Source organism: Advenella mimigardefordensis DPN7, from assembly GCF_000521505.1.
In the GTDB taxonomy this organism is placed as follows: Bacteria; Pseudomonadota; Gammaproteobacteria; order Burkholderiales; family Burkholderiaceae_B; genus Advenella; species Advenella mimigardefordensis.
Window position 1 is genome coordinate 1846938 of record NZ_CP003915.1, and the last position, 16962, is coordinate 1863899.

A 16962-nucleotide genomic window follows, 5' to 3' on the forward strand; every position below is an offset into this window, starting at 1 on the left:
CAGGCCTGATGCGTTCCGCTCAGGCGTTATCCGCTCTGGTGGTCGTGTTCCGTTGCCAGAAAAGCAATGCTGCGGCAAGGAGCATGACTGCCCCGGTCATTACAAATACTGCTGTAAACCCTGCGTGGTTGGCCACCAGGCCACCTGCCAGCGGCCCTAACACCAGACCCGCGTATTGGGTGGACGTTGCGTACCCAAGCACACCACCGGCTGCATCGGCAGGCACGTTATGCCGGATCATTGCCGTCAGCGCCGGCATAATGCCGCAAAGTGTCATTCCCATCAGAAAACGCAAGGCGATAAATTGCCAGTCGGCCTGGGACAGCCCCTGCAACAAAAGCAGAACCGCTGTTGCGACAAAACTTGCCATCAGCAATTTCAGATGACCGTGTGTGTCACCCCAGCGTCCGGCCCTTGAAGAAAACAACATGCTACCGAAGGCAGTGGCTGACATGGCAATGCCTGCCAGCAAGGGGATCTGATCGGTCAGCGTATCCAGCGACGCCAGATAAAGCGTAATGATGGGCTCGACTGACATGTTGGCAAACATCAGCAGGGTACCGGCCAGCAGCATCAGCAGCACCAGATTACGTTGCTTGCCCGATTTCCAGAAAGAATAGGGCGTGGCGTTTATGGGCGCCGCCTCGCGTGGCTTGTGGGTCTCGCGGATCATGAACGCTGTGCAGAAAAAAGCAATCAGAATGATGCCGCCAGCGACGAAAAAGGTGAGCCGGATCCCGAGCCAGGCCGGCACAATGCCGCCGACCAGCGGCCCCAGCAGGTTGCCAGCCAGCGTGCCGGAGGCCAGCATACCCACGGCCCAGCCGGTATGGGCACGGGGCGTCTGGGTTGCCACCAGAATAGTAGCTCCCGAAGCGTAGCCACCCAGCAGTCCGACCAGCAGTCTTAGCCAGAACAATTGCCAGACCGTTTGCGCGCAACCGATAAGGGCAATGCCGATAGCCATACCCAGGCTGGCGCGGATCAGAATGATTTTCCTGCCATAGCGATCGGCAAAGCGGCCCCATACAGGGGCCATCAGGCCCGCGGCCAGGAAAGTGATGCTGAAGATCCAGCCGGACCAGCTGACAACCGCATCGGGATCGGTCACACCCAGGTGCTGGATATAGACCGGTAGTATCGGCAGTATCAGCGTCATTGCCAGGATGGTGGTAAAGGAGCCGAAAAGACAGACGTATAGATTCTGTTTCCAGGCAATCTGCTGGACTTCATTTTCGCTGGCGCTTTGCGGGGTGGTCATAAACGGAACTTCGCTAGGGTGGGCAGCCTGCAAGAGACCGGCTGCCGGAAACTGTCTGATAGGGTGCGCATCGTCAGACACTCGTTGTGGGAGAGTGGCCTGTTCAGACGAAACACAAGAGTCTCACTGTAAACACAATTGCGATAATGTAGCTTAAAAATGCCTGAAAAACGTCTAAATAGGTGGGCAATTGACGTCTGCCTTATGCCAGGAGCCAGTTGATGTGTCTTATTTTTACGACGACACGGTAGATTGAAATGCAGCGACACAAAGGCAATCGCTTTTTCTTTTACAATCGCTTCACGCCGGCATCCCCATTTCTTAAGGCTGCAACCTTTCCTCTATATATCCGGTAAGCAGCTGATTCTCAAGGACATACTGCACAGATGAATGTGCCCCGATCGAACCTGTTCCAGGGATCGTTACTAAAGTGGAGCCTGATGGCTGCATTGCTGGTTGCCTCTGTGCTGGCACCGTCGGCGTATGCCGCGCCCGATCCGGGCGTTGCACTCTCATCTCCTGACACGCTAGCGATCGCACCCGTCGGTACTGTTGTCCGGTCCCTGCTGGCAGCGAACACCCTGACTGCCGAACCGCTCAGACCTTCAGGTGTCTCCGCCAGGCCGGTACCTCCGCTCAAATCGTCAGTCGCACCTGCTTCCGTGCCGCCGCTCGCGTCACGTGCTGCAGTTGCACCGGCAGACCGGAATAAATCACAGACGCAATGTCATGGCCGGCGTGACCAGATTTTCGTGGCGCATGAAGATGATGATCTGCTTTTCATGAACCCCGATATTCACGATACGATCCGGGCTGGCGGCTGCATTCAGGTCGTTTATCTGACGGCCGGCGAGCGGGGTGAAGGCGTAGGTTATATGTCCCAGCGCGAGAATGGCGTACGCGCCGCCTACGCGCTGATGGCCGGCGCAACGAATACCTGGGTGCAATCGCCGCTATTGCTTAACAAGGTGCAGATTGCCCAGTATTCCTTGTGGAAAAACCCAAGGGTCTCGCTGGTGTTCATGAGAATCAAGGATCCGTGGCTGGACAAGGGGTGGGGGGATCTGACGCCTTTATCCCGGCTGGAGATTCAACCAGACCAGATGGCTCAGGCGCTGGGCGAATATTTCGAAACCTACACGCGCGCCTCGCTGGTCAAGACGCTATCGGCTCTGATTCTGCGCTTTGAGCCAGGCAAGATCCGATTAATGGACGACAGTGTGGAAACGCCATACAACAAACTATGCTGGCGTTGCACCGGACATGATCATCCCGACCATATCGCTTCGGCCAGACTGGTTCGCGATGCGATGGCGGTCACAGCGGGCAATTATGAAGCGGTTTCCTATGTTGACTATCCTAATCAGGAACGACCACTGACCCTGACGCTACGCCAGAACTCAGATAAATCACGAGTCTTCAATTTATATGCCCAGTATGATTACCGCTATTGCAGCGTGCCCCTCAATTGTCGCGAACCGATGGGCCCGGCTGCACTCTGGGCAGAGCGCATGTATTATTCCAGTCAGTCGAATACGCCCGTGGTATCGCTGTTTACTGACGCGACAGGCGCTGGCCTGTTCACCCGTGGCGAATATAGTAACGCGGCGGTGTACTGGAATGATCGAAAGCAGACATGGACGGTGCTGGGCGGCCTGGTGTTTACCGGTATCAGACCGTTTTTGACGCCCTCGGGGCAACTGGCCGTCTTTGCCCGTGATGGGCAGGGGCAGCTATATTTCCGGCGCGCCCGGACGGCGACGCCTGTGAACGAAGCCGCCTGGTCTTCATGGTATCGACTGCCAGTTCTGCTGACCACGCAGCCGCAGGTCGTCACCGTTGGCAAGCAGGTAAGGGTAGTGGGGATGGGGGCCGATGGCTACTATTATTATCTGCGCTCCACCGATATGCAGACATGGAATAAAAGTCGGCTGCCCGTACTGAAAACGGCCAGCCAGACCTTCGCTCTGCTGCAGCACGGCACGCAGCTCTGGATGCTGGCACAAACGCTGAAAGGCGAGTTTTGGATCAGTGCCTATCATGAAAAAAACGGCTGGGGACCATGGAGTGTGGCCGCCGGCCCGGATAGCCAGGGTGGGTTGACTGCACTGGTTACCGATAGGAATACCTTGCTGGCCTACTACCGCAACCGGGCCGACGGGCACCTGTATCTGGCGCAGGGACGGCTGGAGATCGATACGCATCGTCCGCCGCTGAGCTGGACATCCGTCACTGAGCAGGGACCCGAGTTTCAGGCGGACCCCGCCGTATTGAAAACCCGGGCAGGCAGCATGGTGGTTGCAACCTTGAGTCGCACCGGGAAATCGATCTGGACCCGGATTGATGATGTCCCTGTGCGTATCCGAGGGCCTTTTGCATCGGCGCCGACCCTGGTCGAAACCGGCGATCACATCATGCTGTATGCACGCAAGGGCAGCGATAATCGCTGGATTCAGCAATATGCTGCCTTGCATCTGGATAACGATCAGTGGGTGGAAAGCGAGTCCATTATTGCGCCACCATTTTATGGCGGGCATACGTTTGACGGTTCTACCGATATTCCGGAACAGGAACAGGCGCAACCTCAACCGCCACCATCGGCGCAATTGCCGATAACGCGGCCAATGCAGCCAATGCTGCAACCACAGCAACCACAGCAACCGCCGCTAACCGAGCCGGCGCAGTCCCGGTGAGGCCGGGGAATCGCATTGCTGGCTTTGCGTGTACGATACGCGGGCTGCGTCGCGCAGTGGCGGCAATAGTTGGTACAATGCGGTTTTTCACCCAAGGATACGGCGCTTGGTGCCGCAGAAACACATGACTGAAGCCGCCCAGACGTGGACCGATGCCATCGGTGCCGAAAAGGAAAAGCCTTATTTCATATCGCTGCGCGAACGTGTACACCAGGCCCGGGCAACGGGGCAAACGATATATCCATCTGAACACGATACGTTCAGCGCCTTTCGTCTCACGCCCCTGGAGCAGGTCAAAGTCGTGATTCTGGGACAGGATCCCTATCATGGACCCGACCAGGCACACGGACTGGCATTTTCGGTCAAGCCGTCCGTGCGTATCCCGCCTTCGCTATTGAATATTTACAAAGAACTCAAAACCGACATTCCGGGATTCACCATGCCCAATCATGGCTATCTTGAAAAATGGGCGCAGCAGGGCGTACTCCTTCTGAATACGGTGCTGACGGTTCAGGCGGGCCAGGCGCATTCCCACGCGTCCTGGGGGTGGGAGACATTCACCGATCAGGTGATCCGAGCGCTTAACGACAAGCGGGAGCATCTGGTATTCATCCTGTGGGGCAATCATGCCAAAAAGAAAGGTGCGTTCATAGACAAAAAACGCCACCTGGTACTGACAGGTGTTCATCCCTCTCCGCTGTCGGCAAATCGTGGTTTTTTTGGCTGTCAGCATTTTTCAAAGGCCAATCATTACCTGCAGAACCATAATCTGAGCCCCATAGATTGGCAGGTTTAAGTAAAAATTGATCGAAATGATGGTCTTTTATTGACTTGTATCAAAATGTATTTTTGCTAATGCTCTCACAATAGCGCTTATTCTTAAGAGAGGGGGTAAGCCTATGGTTAGAGGCCGTCTATCTGTTTGTGAATTCCTGGCTCGCCTGCCCATGTTCGAGGGCCTGTCGCCAGCAGCAGTCAAGACAATCGCATTATCCGTCACGCACCGCTCATTTCACAAAGGCGCACTCATTCATGATGTGATTGAAAAAGGTGCAACCCGGCAGGGGTTCCATATTGTGGTCAATGGTGGCGTCAAGTTGTTGTTTGTCGCCCCCAATGGTGGTGAAAAAGTGGTACGTACGCTGGGGCCCGGCGACAGCTTCGGGGAAGAGAGCGTCTTTCTGGAGGATATGGAAAGTCTGGTGTCAGCGCAGGCAACCAGCAGCCTGTTTTTATTGCATATTTCAAAGGATAGCATGCTCGTCCTGCTTGAACGTGAGCCGGCCTTTGCAATGCGCATGCTCAGCAACATGAGCCGTCGGGTGTATGCCTTGCTGAAGGATATCGAATCCTATACGCTCAAATCCGCTACACAACGCGTGGTTGACTATTTCCTTGAACATGCAAAATTGCACGAGGGCGGGCAGTTTCGCTTCAATACCAATAAGGCACTTGTTGCGTCTCTGCTGAATATCACGCCGGAGCATTTTTCGCGTATCATGCGCGAATTGTGTGCGCGCAACCTTATCTCGGTAGAAGGCAGGGACGTTTACATCCCCGATCCGGCTCGTCTGCAAACTTACGAAACCGCAGACAGCGAATAAAGCGACGCGCCTGCGCAGCGGCGGTATGTCATTGTATGTGTGGACAGAGTAGTCTTCTGGCAGCCATTATCTGGCCGCAGAAGAGGGGGCTTCCGTTAGCAACGAGGTCTTAAACAGGTTCTTAAACAAGGACTCAAACATAGTCTTAAACATAGTCTTAAACATAGTCTTAAACATAGTCTTAAACATAGTCTTAAACATAGTCTTAAACATAGTCTTAAACATAGTCTTAAACATAGTCTTAAACATAGTCTTAAACATAGTCTTAAACAGTGTTTTAATCCGGCGTTTGAATCGTCGCTTATATTCTGAATCCTCACCTATTTTGTGAGCTCTTTCTGCTCGCCTTCCGGCAGCCCCAGTTCAAAAACATTCAGCGTCATTGAGATCAGCGTATAGTAGCCGGCAAGTCCGACCAGATCTACCACATTGTCCTGGCCCAGTGTATTGATCGCTTTGACGTAAAGCCATTCCGGAATCTGGTGGGTGCTCACCAGCGTGTGCACAAACTCATAAACGACCTGTTCATCTTCCTGTGCAAAGGGAATGGGATGATGGTCATTCATCAGCGCGTCTATGGTGTCCTGCGAAACGCCTGCCTTGAGTGCTATTGGTTTGTGCGCCCACCATTCAAATTCAGATTGCCATAACACCGCCATCGTCAGAATAGCCAGTTCAGACAGGCGGGGGCAAAGGCTTGAATCATATCGGCAATATTGACCCAACGCCTGCGCATGTTCAGCCAGACCGGGACGATTCAGCCAGATGGCCAGCGGCCCCCGTACCCGGCCACGTGGGCCTGCTGCAATAGCCGCATATACCTGCTTTTGATGGTCGTTCATGGTGGCCGGATCCGGCGCTGATAGACGGGTCATCGTATTCCTTACCTGATAATGTTGAACATGGTACGTTTGGTATTTTTGAAGTGCGGGCGTACCCGACTACTCCATTCAGTCCCCCGGACGGCCAGCCATTGCGGCGACCCAAATGTTTCCTGTGTCTGCAGCAAATAGAGTGCATGGTAGCGCGGCGCGCCGTCCTGGTTGTACAGGCGCATGGTTCTGACGGTACCGGGTACGGCGGCCAGGCCCGGCATATGTTCCTGTGTATACCAGTCATTGAAGTCTGCTTCGGCTGCAGCGTCAACGTCGGTTTCTACAACGTAATGGAAGGTGGCTGTTTTGCCCCAGGCCTGGCCTTGCAGATCCATTGTCTGCTGCAGCAGGTTTGTGTTTGCATCCGGATAGTGCTGGGCAATGGCGGCGGCAAGCGTACTGATCGAGTCGGTTTCCGTTGTGGTGCTGGCCTGCGCCGGAGCGACGGGGTGTTCCAGGAAATCGGCAAGATAAATATACGTTTCGGGCGCGTCTACGGCGTGACACAGGTGGACATGGCTATAATTTTCGCCCAGGATATTGTGCAGCAGTGCATCGCATTGCTCGCGACTCAGCCGGACGCCTGGAATACGGATCACAATGACAGTTGACATAATTATGCAGTTGCTCCGGTTGTCTGGTTATCATTAAATCGATAAAGCTGTTGAGGATTATCGACAAGGATTTTTTTGCGTAGCGCTGCATCCTCACAGACTGCGCCGAAAATATTCAGTAACTGGCCGTCATCAGGTACTTCGCCTGTGACGTTTGGATGCGGCCAGTCAGTTCCCCACAGGGTGCGATCGGGCATGATATCAATAATTGCTTTCATGAATGCGTGACCTGCCGTATAGGGCGCTACGCCACCGGCCAGCCGATCCACACCGGAAACCTTGATCCAGGCCTGGGAGCAATCACGTAGCTGTAATAGGGCCTCGAAGGCTTCGCTGTGTAAACCCTTATCAATGTCTATTCGCCCCATATGATCGATGATAAAGGGTACAGGCAGATTTTTTAGGTTCGGCAGAAGTTGCAGCAGCGATATCTCATCGGCGTGAATGCAGATATGCCAGCCCAGATCGGCGATCATGTCCGCCATGGCTGACACGTCGTTGATGGTGGCACCAGCCAGATGAGAAACAAAATTGTAGCGTACCCCCCGAATGCCATCCCGATCCAACTGCTGCAATTGAGCGCGGCTTACCTGTGCCGGCAGCAACGCGACGCCACGATATTGGCCGTGGCTGCGTGATATGGCGTCTGTGACCGCTGACATATCGTAACCATGGCAGTTGGGCTGAACCAGTACGGCGCGGCGCAAACCCAGGTTGGCCTGTTTGGCATTCAGATCATCATAGCCGGCATCGGGCGGAGTATAGGAGCGATTGACATCGAAAGGAAAACGGCTGGCCGGGCCGAAAATATGGCAATGACTATCGCAGGCATTGACGGGAACATCGAAGTTGATCTTTTCAGTGTGCTTTTTTGCCGGCGCACAGTCAAACATGGGTCGCATTCCTTGGTGATATTTCGAAGACGGTATTGCAAATGTGATCATTAAGGAATGATATTCAAAATCGTAATAGATTGATATTGAAAAAACGACTATATCGCCCCTGATCATCATTCATCTTAGTAGGTTGAAGCATCAGGCGCAATGGGCCGGTTTTGACTTCTGTTATGCATAAAACGCATACGCCGCGAGACCGTGTTGATTGGTGAAATTGTCGCTGTCGGATTCTGCGAATTGCAGCCACTCCGGCTGAACGGCACACTATCTGCCTTATCAATCAACCGGAGGATAGTATGCAGAAACGTTTACAGGCACAGCGTGGGCAGGGCATGACGGAATACATTATTGTTGTTGCCTTGGTGGCTATTTCTGCTATCGCAGTGTTTCAACTGTTTGGTCAAACACTGCGTTCGCAGACGGCCGCCATCGCCAGGGAACTGGCAGGCGAAGACGGTACCGCCGAATCCGACGCTGCCCGTAGCGCGGCTGATCGGGCAGCAGGGCAGACCGCAGCCAAATCGCTCAAAAGTTTCACGGGCAATGCCGACGCTGCCGGTGGCGGCGCAACCGGGCAGTAATTGCATTTGCAATGAAGGGGCGGCACGTGAAACCTCGGCACCGCAGCAGGCTTGATACTCAGCATGGCCAGGCGCTGGTGCTTGGGCTATTTCTGGTCATGCTACTGGCCGTTGCACTTATCTATCAATTCGGTGTCGGTCAGGTTGTCGGGCGCAAGGCACGGCTGACGCACGCTGCCGATGCTGCTGCCTATTCTGGTGCGTTGGTACAGGCGCGGGCGCTGAATATGCAGGCCTATATCAATCTTACGCAAACGGCGCACCAGGTGGCAATGGCTCATCTGGTGACACTCGGCTCATGGAGCCAGTTTGCGGCAGCACAGGGTCAGCAGTTTGTCACTTTCAATCCGCCGGCGCATGTGATCGGTATGATGTTCGGTGCGCAGCATCTGGCCGGGTACGCCGCGTCTGCCCGTGCTTTGGCGCTGCGCGACATGGCCCGCACAGGAGGGCAATTACCCCGGCTGTTTGCGGAACATGACCGGATCGTCCGGCATGTGCTGCTGGCGGCTTCTGAAGCCGTCCACCAAAGCATGCAACGTGCCCGGGATCAGGCGATCACGCAGGTGCTGGAACAGAATTTTCCGCAAAGTGCTGTTACGCAGACAGCGTTATCGTCCCAGGCTGGATCTGTTGCCCAGCCGGCAACGGTCGTGCCCGTCAATTATCCGGCGGATCGGTCTGCGCCATTATCATGGGTTGCCCGAAACCACCTGGAAAAGCCTTACACCGTACGCTATCAGCCAACGGCAGGCGATCGACGGTTTCTTGAGGACGTGGTGGCACTTTATGACTTTCTGGACGCGCGCGATCATGTGCGGCGTAACAGCTGGATGGTGCAGTATCAATGTCCGCATCTGCGCCACGAGTTGCGGCGACGTGGCCGGACCGTGCTCGATAGCAACGGCAACTGGCAATCAACAGATACCCAGTCCTATCACGCGCTCAGAAGCAATCAGTATATTGGCTGCTATTACCGTGAATATCCTATGGGATGGGGCTGGATTCCAGGTCGTGCAAATATGCCGGGTGCGGATATGCCTTATTCAGAAAACGCGCCTGATCATTTTGGCGAGATCGATTTCTGGCGCTGGGTTACGCAGGCTACCGGCTGGAATATTTTTTCAGGCAGCGACAACCCGCTGGCCAATTCACGGGCGGTGTCTGGCAAGCCGCAATGGGAAGGGGGCGGACTGGTTCCTTATTACGATGTGCGGGATGTGTACCGCTATCGCCCTCTGGGATTCACGATTACTGTAAAGCAGCACTTTACCGATCAGCCCACGCTTGTGGTAACGGCATCGGCAGAGACGTTCTTTGAACCGGCCAGCGACAAGCGGCGGTATCGCAGCGAACAGCCGGGCATGTGGCATCCATTCTGGCAGGCGCACCTTATTTCGAATCCGCACAAGAAGGAGGACTGATATGCAATACCAACGTGGACAGGCACTCACAGAAGGCTTGATTGTCCTTTTATGCGTGCTTACGTTTTTCGCTGCGATCACCTGGCTCGGACGCTTGCAGGACATCGCTTTGCATGAGCAACACGCCAGTCGTTTCGGTGCCTTTGAGCTTGCCAGAGCAGGCAATATCAACAATGCACAATTGTCGTCCCGATTTTTCCAGGGCCGTCATGCTGGCTGGCGTCGTCAACAGGGCGATGCACTGCTGACCGCCGACGGGATTCAGGTCACGCATAACAGGCAGGCGCAGCTTGACTCACTGAGCCAGCCTGGCGGCGTGGACCGAAACGCGACCCTGTTACGACGGGAGTGGAGATTGCAGGACAACGGTATCGTCAATGTCTCATTGCGCATCCGCCCACGAGCGGCTGCACCTTCCGGGCAGTCATCTGTTCGTGACGAGCCGCAGGGGTCAACCGTCGGCTTTTTAAACAGGCTGGCTGTGACGCTGCGCAGACACACCGCCATTCTTATTGATGCCGGGCACACCATTGATGCGCGGGCCGCGCACGAGCGGGCTGCTCGTTCGAAAGTCGCATGGCAGCAGACAGCGCACGCATCGTATGCGGCGGGGAAAAAGATCGCTGCGGCAGCCATGCCTGTTGACGCACCCTGGCGTCGGCCTGCACCGGTTTTTGACTGGTTCATGCCCTGGGCCGGGAAAAAGCCTTAACGCACCGTCTTAGCTTGAATTTATCTGGACCAACATATGCAGGTTATCTTTCTTAAAATCGTCTTCTTATTTACTTCTATATTGTGGTATGACGATGTGGCGGCAAGCATTGAAGCTGAACAAGCCCCCGCTGCATTATTGCGCGATGTATGCCGTGAGCTCACGCTATGCACCAACGTAGCGCCAGTCTCATTTCAGTTGTTTGGCATGCCCTCCGCGTTCGTTGTGCTTAATCTTCAGGAGTCACCGGAGCAATTCATGCGGCGATTGCATGGCAAGCCGTCACCGTTCTCACAATTTACGCGAGTCGGGAATCAGGTTTTCTATAGCGGTTCGCTTGGCCAGACGAGTTTGCAACTGGTGGTGGATGTGGCCAGCGCGCACACCAGCCATGTACTGCTGAGTGCAACGACACCGGTGTCTGCTGCCCTGGGCGCTGGTAGTCGTTCGGACTCAGAAGCCGTTTCCCTGAGTCTGCCAGGCCGTCGCGTGCTGCGGCTGTTGCCTGACGGAGCCAGGCTGCTCATGGATATCTGCTATGCCGATAGCGAGCGTAGTTGCCATCAGGTATATACCTACGCGCATCTAAGCACCCAACAGCTCGCCAGCGAATTGAAGGCGACGCTTATGGCTGCGAACTGGACGGCTCAGCAGGTAGCGGCAGGTCTTGCGACCTGGCATCGGCATGGTCGAACGCTTCAGTATTTTCTGGCCGATGTCAGCGGTCATACTACGCTGTATCTGGCGGCGCCAGCAGTCTTGTGGTAGAGCGGGGGGCACAATGCGACTTTTCAGATTACGCTTGAACCGCAACGTCTTGCTATTGCTCGCAGCCATTGCTGCTGGCCTGGCTGCTGCCTGGTTTGCGCGGCGCTACATACAGGATCATATCCGGGCACTGGATGAACAGGCTAAAGTGCGCACCGTCAGCCGGATCGTCGCCGATTTTGATCTGCCCGAAGGATTGCGATTAGAGCGCCTGCATCTAGCGGTCATGCCCGTCCCGGTCAATTGGGTCCCCAGCGGCAGCATTGCGCCGGAAGAGGTAGAAAGCATCGAAGGCAAGCTGATCACGACCGCTGTGCGCAAGGGCGATATTTTGTTACGCGCCAATCTGGCGCCCCAGCGGCATCAGGCCTTTTCACAAAAAATTCGAACCGGCAGGCGTGCCGTTACCATACCGGTAGATGCCATCAACTCGGTGTCGGGCATGCTGGTGCCGGGCGATCTGATCGATCTTTACGTGTCCTTCGAATACCGCCGTAAACGAATCACAGCACCGCTATTGCAGGGGGTATTGGTGTTGGCCACGGGCAGTGACAGCCGGCAGACCGACGCCGCAGAGGAATCGGGCCAGAGCACGGCATTTTCAACAGTAACGCTGGACACGGCGCCGGAAGAAGCCGCCAGGCTGGTGGCTGCCCGGCAGGCCGGCACGATTACAGCCCTGCTGCGTCATCCGGATGATGCCAGGGCAAGCAACAAGGGTGTACAGGGCGACCTGGCGACGCTACTGGGCATTGCAAAGCCGGTATCCGTTACGCGGAAAAGACCCACGGTTATTTACGGCAACCAGCCTCAGCACCGACTGCCTGCCTTGAGCGCCGAATCGCAGCCGGGTGTGACCGATCAGTCCAAAGGGCTTTTTGAACTGCCCGACACCGAAGATATCGTTAGCGCATGGATCAATTCGCTTCCCGCTGTCAGGACGTCGGACGGCACAGCACCTGCTGTATCGATGGGCGCTAAAGAAGAGATCAGCGTAACAGAGAATGACATTCGTGATAGAGGGGCCGCTCAGGTTCAGTCATCGGCCCTGGCTGTGGACGTGCAGGAAACACCATGAAATTGATATACACATGTTCAATGATTATCGCGCTGGAAATGAGCGCAATTGCTCCGGCTTGTGCAAACGAGTCATCTGTCTCGCAGATTGCGTTGCAGGTGGGGGACGTCAAGGTTGTGCCGTTTGCTGATCTGGCCCGTGTGGCCGTCGGTGACGGAAAAATCGTCAATGCGGTAACCGACGGTGAAAATGAATTAGTGTTGTTTGCCCGGGAGCCGGGGCAAACTGTGCTGAATATCTGGGACAAAACGAATCGAAGCCAGCAGTTCCATATTGTCGTTCGTGCGGCCGGCGAGCAAAAGCTACAGGGCGAAATACGACGTATGCTCGGCACGATCGGGCGAATTAGAACCACCCAGGTAGGCGACAAGATCATCGTCGAAGGTGACAATCTGAGCGACGCGGATCGGGAGCGTCTGCTGGTACTGGTTAGACATTTTCCGCAAATTGTCGATATGACCAGCCAGATTGGCTGGGATCAAATGGTATTGCTTGATGTGCAGATACTGGAGCTACCGCGCAATGTACTGCAGGAACTTGGTGTCAAATGGGGTACGCATGCGGGTGGACTATCCATGGGCGCAGTCTGGGATACCGCCTCATCACGGTTGTCCGGCAGGCCGGGCGATGCGGTACTGGACATCCCGTTCAGGGCGATTTCACCTGCTGGCTATTTTGGCCTGAATGCGTTGCTATCTGCTTCCCTGCAGAGCCTGGCTCAGGAAGGACAGGCCGTGGTCTTGGCACAGCCGCAATTGATGGCGCGTAGCGGAGCGACTGCAGAGTTTCTGGCTGGTGGCGAGGTGCCTTATGTGACGACCGACAAAAACGGCCAGAACCAGACCATCTTCAAGCCCTATGGGGTAAGTCTGCACATTACGCCGCGCATCCAGAAAAATGGCAATGTGCGATCAAAAATCGAAGTTGAGGTCAGCTCGGTCGATGCGTCCATGGCGGTCAATGGCGGCCCCGCGCTTAAAACCCGGCGTACCTCCACAGAGTTTAATGTACAGTCCGGGCAGACACTGGTGCTGGCCGGATTTGTGTCGCGTGATCAGTTTCGTAATGTCGACAAGCTGCCCGGCGTGGGGGATCTGCCTATTCTGGGCGCACTGTTTCGCTCAAACCGGTTTCAGCGCAATGAAACTGAGCTGGCGATATTTGTGCGCCCTGTTGTGGTCTCGGCAGATAATCAGGACCTGCAAAAGCGCGCGGCCCGTTCACGCACCATCATAGACGAGACGTTTAAAAGTCCACCGATACTGAATACGCCAGTGACAGCGGATAAGGCCGATGAATCGCAAGCGGAATTGACCGTCGCCAAACGCAGTTACCCCATCTGGATTCCCTCGGGGCAAAAATGGCAGTACTCACGCAAGGTACCGGCAGCCGACAGTATAGCCAGTACCGCTAGCGTGGCGGACAAGCGCGACCGTGTCGCCCAACGTACGCGCCCGGTGCCGATACGAGTGCGTCATTCCCGATGGAAGCCTGTTCTGCGCTTGAAGATCTCCGATGCCGAGCAAATTGTCTCAAGGTGAAACAATGATTGTGATTGACATGCACTTTGAAGATGGCATGGTGGAGCGTCGCCAATATGCGTTACCGCTCATGGTGGGACGACAAAAGGATTGTCACATTTGCTTGCGCAGTTGGCGCGTGGCCCGGCAACATGCTCGGCTGGTTCAGCGACAGGCTGGCGTTTTCATTGAAGATATGGGGACACTTGCCGGCACCATGGTCAATGGCTTGCGTATTACTGAATACGGGCCCTTGGCGGTTGCCGATGAAATACTGATCGGCCCGTGCCGTATGGTCGTCAGTGAGGTATTGGTTGGGAACAGGCACGGAAACATGTCAGGTAACCCTGCCGATGAGCGTCATTACGGGCAAGGGCTGGCCGGCAGCGCTTTGGCAGAAGGGCAGGGTCTGGCTCAGGGACACTGTCAGGGGTCACATCCGCCACCATATCAGCGATCACATCAACGATCACGTCAACCATCACGTCATATACCACTGTTGCTGTCGGATGACACGCGCCACCGGGTTGCTTATGGTTCACCAGATATGCCGCTCAACAAACTCAGAGAGCACGGTTCCGCAATAGCGGATGACGCAAGCGCAGCCATCGCGCAGTCGGTGCGGACCCCGGACTCAATCGGCTCGCCAGGCGCGTCGGCATCAATTGCCCGGCAGCAACCGGGCGCGGAGTCTGGCACCGAATCGGGCGCGAAATCTGGCACTCAGCAAGCAACTGATCACAACTACGCTATGCGCGATCAGCGCTGGCAATTGCAGTTGCATGCCAGCCTGTTGCAGGCGCTTGACTTGCGGCGTAAAGATGTCTCGCAGATGACAGACTCGGCGTTGCGACTGGAGGCGGCCGTGATGCTTGACCGTATCCTCGCCGAAAATCTGGCCCTGCCGGCAGATGTGGACCGTGAACGCCTGAAGCAATGCGTACTGGATGAAGCGATCGGACTCGGGCCGCTGGAACCCTTATTGGCAGACCCGACCATTACCGAAATCATGGTGAACCGCTACGATGAGTTGTTCATCGAAAAGGCCGGACGACTGATGCGCTATGACGGCCGATTCAGCAGTGAAAAATCGGTGCTTGGTGTGATCGAGCGCATTGTAACGCCTCTGGGGCGACGCATCGACGAAAGCTCGCCCATGGTCGATGCGCGTCTGAAGGACGGCTCTCGCGTGAATGCGATTATCCCGCCTGTTGCCTTGCGCGGCGCCAGCCTGACCATTCGCAAATTCCCGGATTTTCGGCCCGGGATGAACGATCTGCTGCGGCTGGGCTCGCTGGACGCCGCCATGCAGCAATTTCTCACGCTCTGCGTGCAGCATCGCAAGAATCTCATTGTCTCGGGTGGCACCGGTTCCGGCAAAACCACCTTGCTTAATGTGCTGTCCAATTGCATACCTGAGCACGAGCGAATTATCACCATTGAGGATGCAGCAGAGTTACGCCTGAATCACGTGCACCTGGTCGCGCTTGAAGCGCGTCCGGCCAATCTTGAAGGCAAAGGCCAGGTGCAAATCCGCGACCTGGTCCGAAACGCCCTGCGTATGCGCCCGGACAGAATTGTGGTGGGAGAGTGCAGGGGCGCGGAAGCATTTGATATGCTAGGGGCGATGAATACCGGCCACGAAGGCTCGCTAACCACCTTGCATGCCAATACGCCACGGGATGCGCTGGCGCGCCTGGAAACCATGATCCTGATGGCCGGTATGGATCTGCCTTTGGCTGCAGTAAGGGAACATATTGCCGGCAGCATCCATTTTATTGTGCAGCAAAGTCGGCTTTCCTGCGGCAGACGGCTGATCACGTCGATCACGGAAATTTGCGGCCTGGAAAGCGGTGTGATCAAGTCACAGGAAATCTTTCGCTTTGATCGCAAGGGAGTCGGCGCCTTTATGGGATTGGGCATTGCGCCTGACTGTTTTGATGTCTTGCGTGAACAGGGCGTGCCGATCAATATGGAAATGTTCAGCCAGTATACGCCCGCTGGTAGCGGCGCCGGTGCGCTCGTGTCTCAGGACAATCAACCGTTAGAATCACAAATGTCATTGCAGGAGTGTCCACTATGATCTGGATTGCACTGCTGTTTACCGCGATATTTATTGCAGTTGTCTTTGTATTGCTGCAGCAAACACTCGGCCGCATGTTTAAAAACTGGGAAGAGCGAGTCAAGACCGATACCACCCGCAAGTTGCAGGATTTTTTTCTGTTTATCGATCCGTCGGCGCTATGGTCGGGCAATGTTGTGCTGTCACTTTTGCTGGCCGTCATTACCTGGGTGTTAAGTAGCTTGTGGTGGTTGGGTGTCGTACTCGGTTTGCTCGTCTTTGTGGCACCGAACTGGCTGGTCGCCCGCATGCGCAGGCGACGTCTTGCACAGTTTGATGGACAATTGCCTGCCATGCTGCTGGCACTTGCCGGTGCCTTGCGGGCCGGGGCTGGTGTGCAGGCGGCAATCGGACAAATAACGATGCAGGCAGCTGCGCCGCTCTCACAGGAATTCGGACTGGTACAGCGACAGCAGCGCTTGGGTGTCTCTTTCGAGCAAAGCCTGGATGATCTGTTTGCCCGCATGCCTTCAGAGTCCACCGGCTTGCTGGTTTCAGCACTGAAAATCGCGAATCAAAGCGGCGGGAATCTTGCCGAAGCACTCGAACGGATCGCCCAAACACTGCAGGCTCGCCAGCAAATACAGGGACGAATTCGGGCGTTGACTTCACAAGGGAAAATGCAGGCGTGGGTCATGGCGGGATTGCCATTGTTATTGATGGTTGTGCTCAATATGCTGGATCCCGCAGCCATGTCGCCGCTGTGGTTCCATCCGGCAGGCTGGACAGTACTGGTCATCATCTTTATGCTGGAAGCGCTGGGTATTTGGCTGATTCTCAAAATTGTGAATATCGATATTTAAATAGGCACAGG

At 55.4% G+C, this 16962-nt stretch carries 15 protein-coding genes; 11 read left to right on the forward strand and 4 right to left on the reverse strand.

The window, feature by feature from the left end; translation table 11 throughout:
* Positions 1-19 precede the first annotated feature (19 nt).
* Positions 20-1261 (reverse strand): MFS transporter, encoded by a 1242-nt coding sequence (locus MIM_RS08525; protein ID WP_025372329.1) that lies wholly within the window; start codon positions 1259-1261, stop codon positions 20-22.
* Positions 1262-1647: 386 nt separating this feature from the next.
* On the opposite strand from MIM_RS08525, the gene MIM_RS08530 reads away from it, so the two are divergent.
* The 3 genes from MIM_RS08530 to MIM_RS08540 all read left to right on the forward strand — a co-directional run bounded on the left by MIM_RS08530 (position 1648) and on the right by MIM_RS08540 (position 5558).
* A complete protein-coding gene (locus tag MIM_RS08530) occupies positions 1648-3954 on the forward strand; it encodes a PIG-L family deacetylase (protein ID WP_084458947.1) in 2307 nt (768 codons plus the stop codon).
* A 124-nt stretch (positions 3955-4078) separates the two neighbouring features.
* The gene (gene ung / locus MIM_RS08535; protein WP_025372331.1) at positions 4079-4750 is read left to right on the forward strand and encodes a uracil-DNA glycosylase; all 672 of its coding nucleotides are present in this window, start codon (positions 4079-4081) and stop codon (positions 4748-4750) included.
* A gap of 103 nt (positions 4751-4853) precedes the next feature.
* Positions 4854-5558, forward strand: a complete 705-nt coding sequence (locus tag MIM_RS08540; protein WP_025372332.1) for a Crp/Fnr family transcriptional regulator — start codon at positions 4854-4856, stop codon at positions 5556-5558.
* 320 nt (positions 5559-5878) lie between these two features.
* On the opposite strand, the gene MIM_RS08550 is transcribed toward MIM_RS08540, so the two are convergent.
* The 3 genes from MIM_RS08550 to MIM_RS08560 are packed head-to-tail and all read right to left on the reverse strand — an operon-like array spanning position 5879 to position 7940.
* Positions 5879-6433, reverse strand: a complete 555-nt coding sequence (locus tag MIM_RS08550) for a carboxymuconolactone decarboxylase family protein (RefSeq protein ID WP_025372334.1) — start codon at positions 6431-6433, stop codon at positions 5879-5881.
* Positions 6434-6441: 8 nt separating this feature from the next.
* The gene (locus MIM_RS08555; RefSeq protein WP_025372335.1) at positions 6442-7047 is read right to left on the reverse strand and encodes a DUF4286 family protein; all 606 of its coding nucleotides are present in this window, start codon (positions 7045-7047) and stop codon (positions 6442-6444) included.
* 2 nt (positions 7048-7049) lie between these two features.
* Positions 7050-7940, reverse strand: coding sequence for an amidohydrolase family protein (locus MIM_RS08560; RefSeq protein ID WP_025372336.1), 891 nt, complete (start codon positions 7938-7940; stop codon positions 7050-7052).
* A gap of 299 nt (positions 7941-8239) precedes the next feature.
* On the opposite strand from MIM_RS08560, the gene MIM_RS08565 reads away from it, so the two are divergent.
* From MIM_RS08565 to MIM_RS08600, 8 genes are read left to right on the forward strand one after another with little or no spacing between them, the layout of a single operon-like run.
* Complete coding sequence (locus tag MIM_RS08565; protein WP_025372337.1) at positions 8240-8524, forward strand: Flp family type IVb pilin; 285 nt, start codon at positions 8240-8242, stop codon at positions 8522-8524.
* Positions 8525-8550: 26 nt separating this feature from the next.
* Positions 8551-9948, forward strand: coding sequence for a pilus assembly protein TadG-related protein (locus tag MIM_RS08570; protein WP_158318713.1), 1398 nt, complete (start codon positions 8551-8553; stop codon positions 9946-9948).
* Between the two features lies 1 nt (position 9949).
* Positions 9950-10660, forward strand: a complete 711-nt coding sequence (locus MIM_RS08575) for a hypothetical protein (RefSeq protein ID WP_025372339.1) — start codon at positions 9950-9952, stop codon at positions 10658-10660.
* A 36-nt stretch (positions 10661-10696) separates the two neighbouring features.
* Positions 10697-11428 (forward strand): hypothetical protein, encoded by a 732-nt coding sequence (locus tag MIM_RS08580; RefSeq protein ID WP_025372340.1) that lies wholly within the window; start codon positions 10697-10699, stop codon positions 11426-11428.
* A gap of 34 nt (positions 11429-11462) precedes the next feature.
* Entirely contained in the window at positions 11463-12506 is a 1044-nt protein-coding gene (gene cpaB / locus MIM_RS08585; protein WP_245592840.1) for a Flp pilus assembly protein CpaB, read from the forward strand.
* Positions 12503-14047 (forward strand): type II and III secretion system protein family protein, encoded by a 1545-nt coding sequence (locus MIM_RS08590; protein ID WP_025372342.1) that lies wholly within the window; start codon positions 12503-12505, stop codon positions 14045-14047. The genes cpaB and MIM_RS08590 overlap by 4 nt, the downstream gene beginning before the upstream one ends.
* A gap of 4 nt (positions 14048-14051) precedes the next feature.
* Entirely contained in the window at positions 14052-16109 is a 2058-nt protein-coding gene (locus tag MIM_RS22480; RefSeq protein WP_158318714.1) for an ATPase, T2SS/T4P/T4SS family, read from the forward strand.
* A complete protein-coding gene (locus tag MIM_RS08600) occupies positions 16106-16951 on the forward strand; it encodes a type II secretion system F family protein (RefSeq protein WP_025372344.1) in 846 nt (281 codons plus the stop codon). The genes MIM_RS22480 and MIM_RS08600 overlap by 4 nt, the downstream gene beginning before the upstream one ends.
* Positions 16952-16962: the final 11 nt, after the last annotated feature.

Excerpts from the sequence above, each read along its gene's own strand:
- MIM_RS08560 (WP_025372336.1), bottom strand. The coding sequence starts at position 7,940 with ATGTTTGACTGTGCGCCGGCAAAAAAGCACACTGAAAAGATCAACTTC.
- MIM_RS08580 (WP_025372340.1), top strand. The coding sequence starts at position 10,697 with ATGCAGGTTATCTTTCTTAAAATCGTCTTCTTATTTACTTCTATATTG.
- MIM_RS22480 (WP_158318714.1), top strand. The coding sequence starts at position 14,052 with ATGATTGTGATTGACATGCACTTTGAAGATGGCATGGTGGAGCGTCGC.
- MIM_RS08540 (WP_025372332.1), top strand. The coding sequence starts at position 4,854 with ATGGTTAGAGGCCGTCTATCTGTTTGTGAATTCCTGGCTCGCCTGCCC.
- MIM_RS08600 (WP_025372344.1), top strand. The coding sequence starts at position 16,106 with ATGATCTGGATTGCACTGCTGTTTACCGCGATATTTATTGCAGTTGTC.
- MIM_RS08565 (WP_025372337.1), top strand. The coding sequence starts at position 8,240 with ATGCAGAAACGTTTACAGGCACAGCGTGGGCAGGGCATGACGGAATAC.
- MIM_RS08590 (WP_025372342.1), top strand. The coding sequence starts at position 12,503 with ATGAAATTGATATACACATGTTCAATGATTATCGCGCTGGAAATGAGC.
- MIM_RS08550 (WP_025372334.1), bottom strand. The coding sequence starts at position 6,433 with ATGACCCGTCTATCAGCGCCGGATCCGGCCACCATGAACGACCATCAA.
- MIM_RS08555 (WP_025372335.1), bottom strand. The coding sequence starts at position 7,047 with ATGTCAACTGTCATTGTGATCCGTATTCCAGGCGTCCGGCTGAGTCGC.
- ung (WP_025372331.1), top strand. The coding sequence starts at position 4,079 with ATGACTGAAGCCGCCCAGACGTGGACCGATGCCATCGGTGCCGAAAAG.
- MIM_RS08530 (WP_084458947.1), top strand. The coding sequence starts at position 1,648 with ATGAATGTGCCCCGATCGAACCTGTTCCAGGGATCGTTACTAAAGTGG.
- MIM_RS08525 (WP_025372329.1), bottom strand. The coding sequence starts at position 1,261 with ATGACCACCCCGCAAAGCGCCAGCGAAAATGAAGTCCAGCAGATTGCC.
- MIM_RS08575 (WP_025372339.1), top strand. The coding sequence starts at position 9,950 with ATGCAATACCAACGTGGACAGGCACTCACAGAAGGCTTGATTGTCCTT.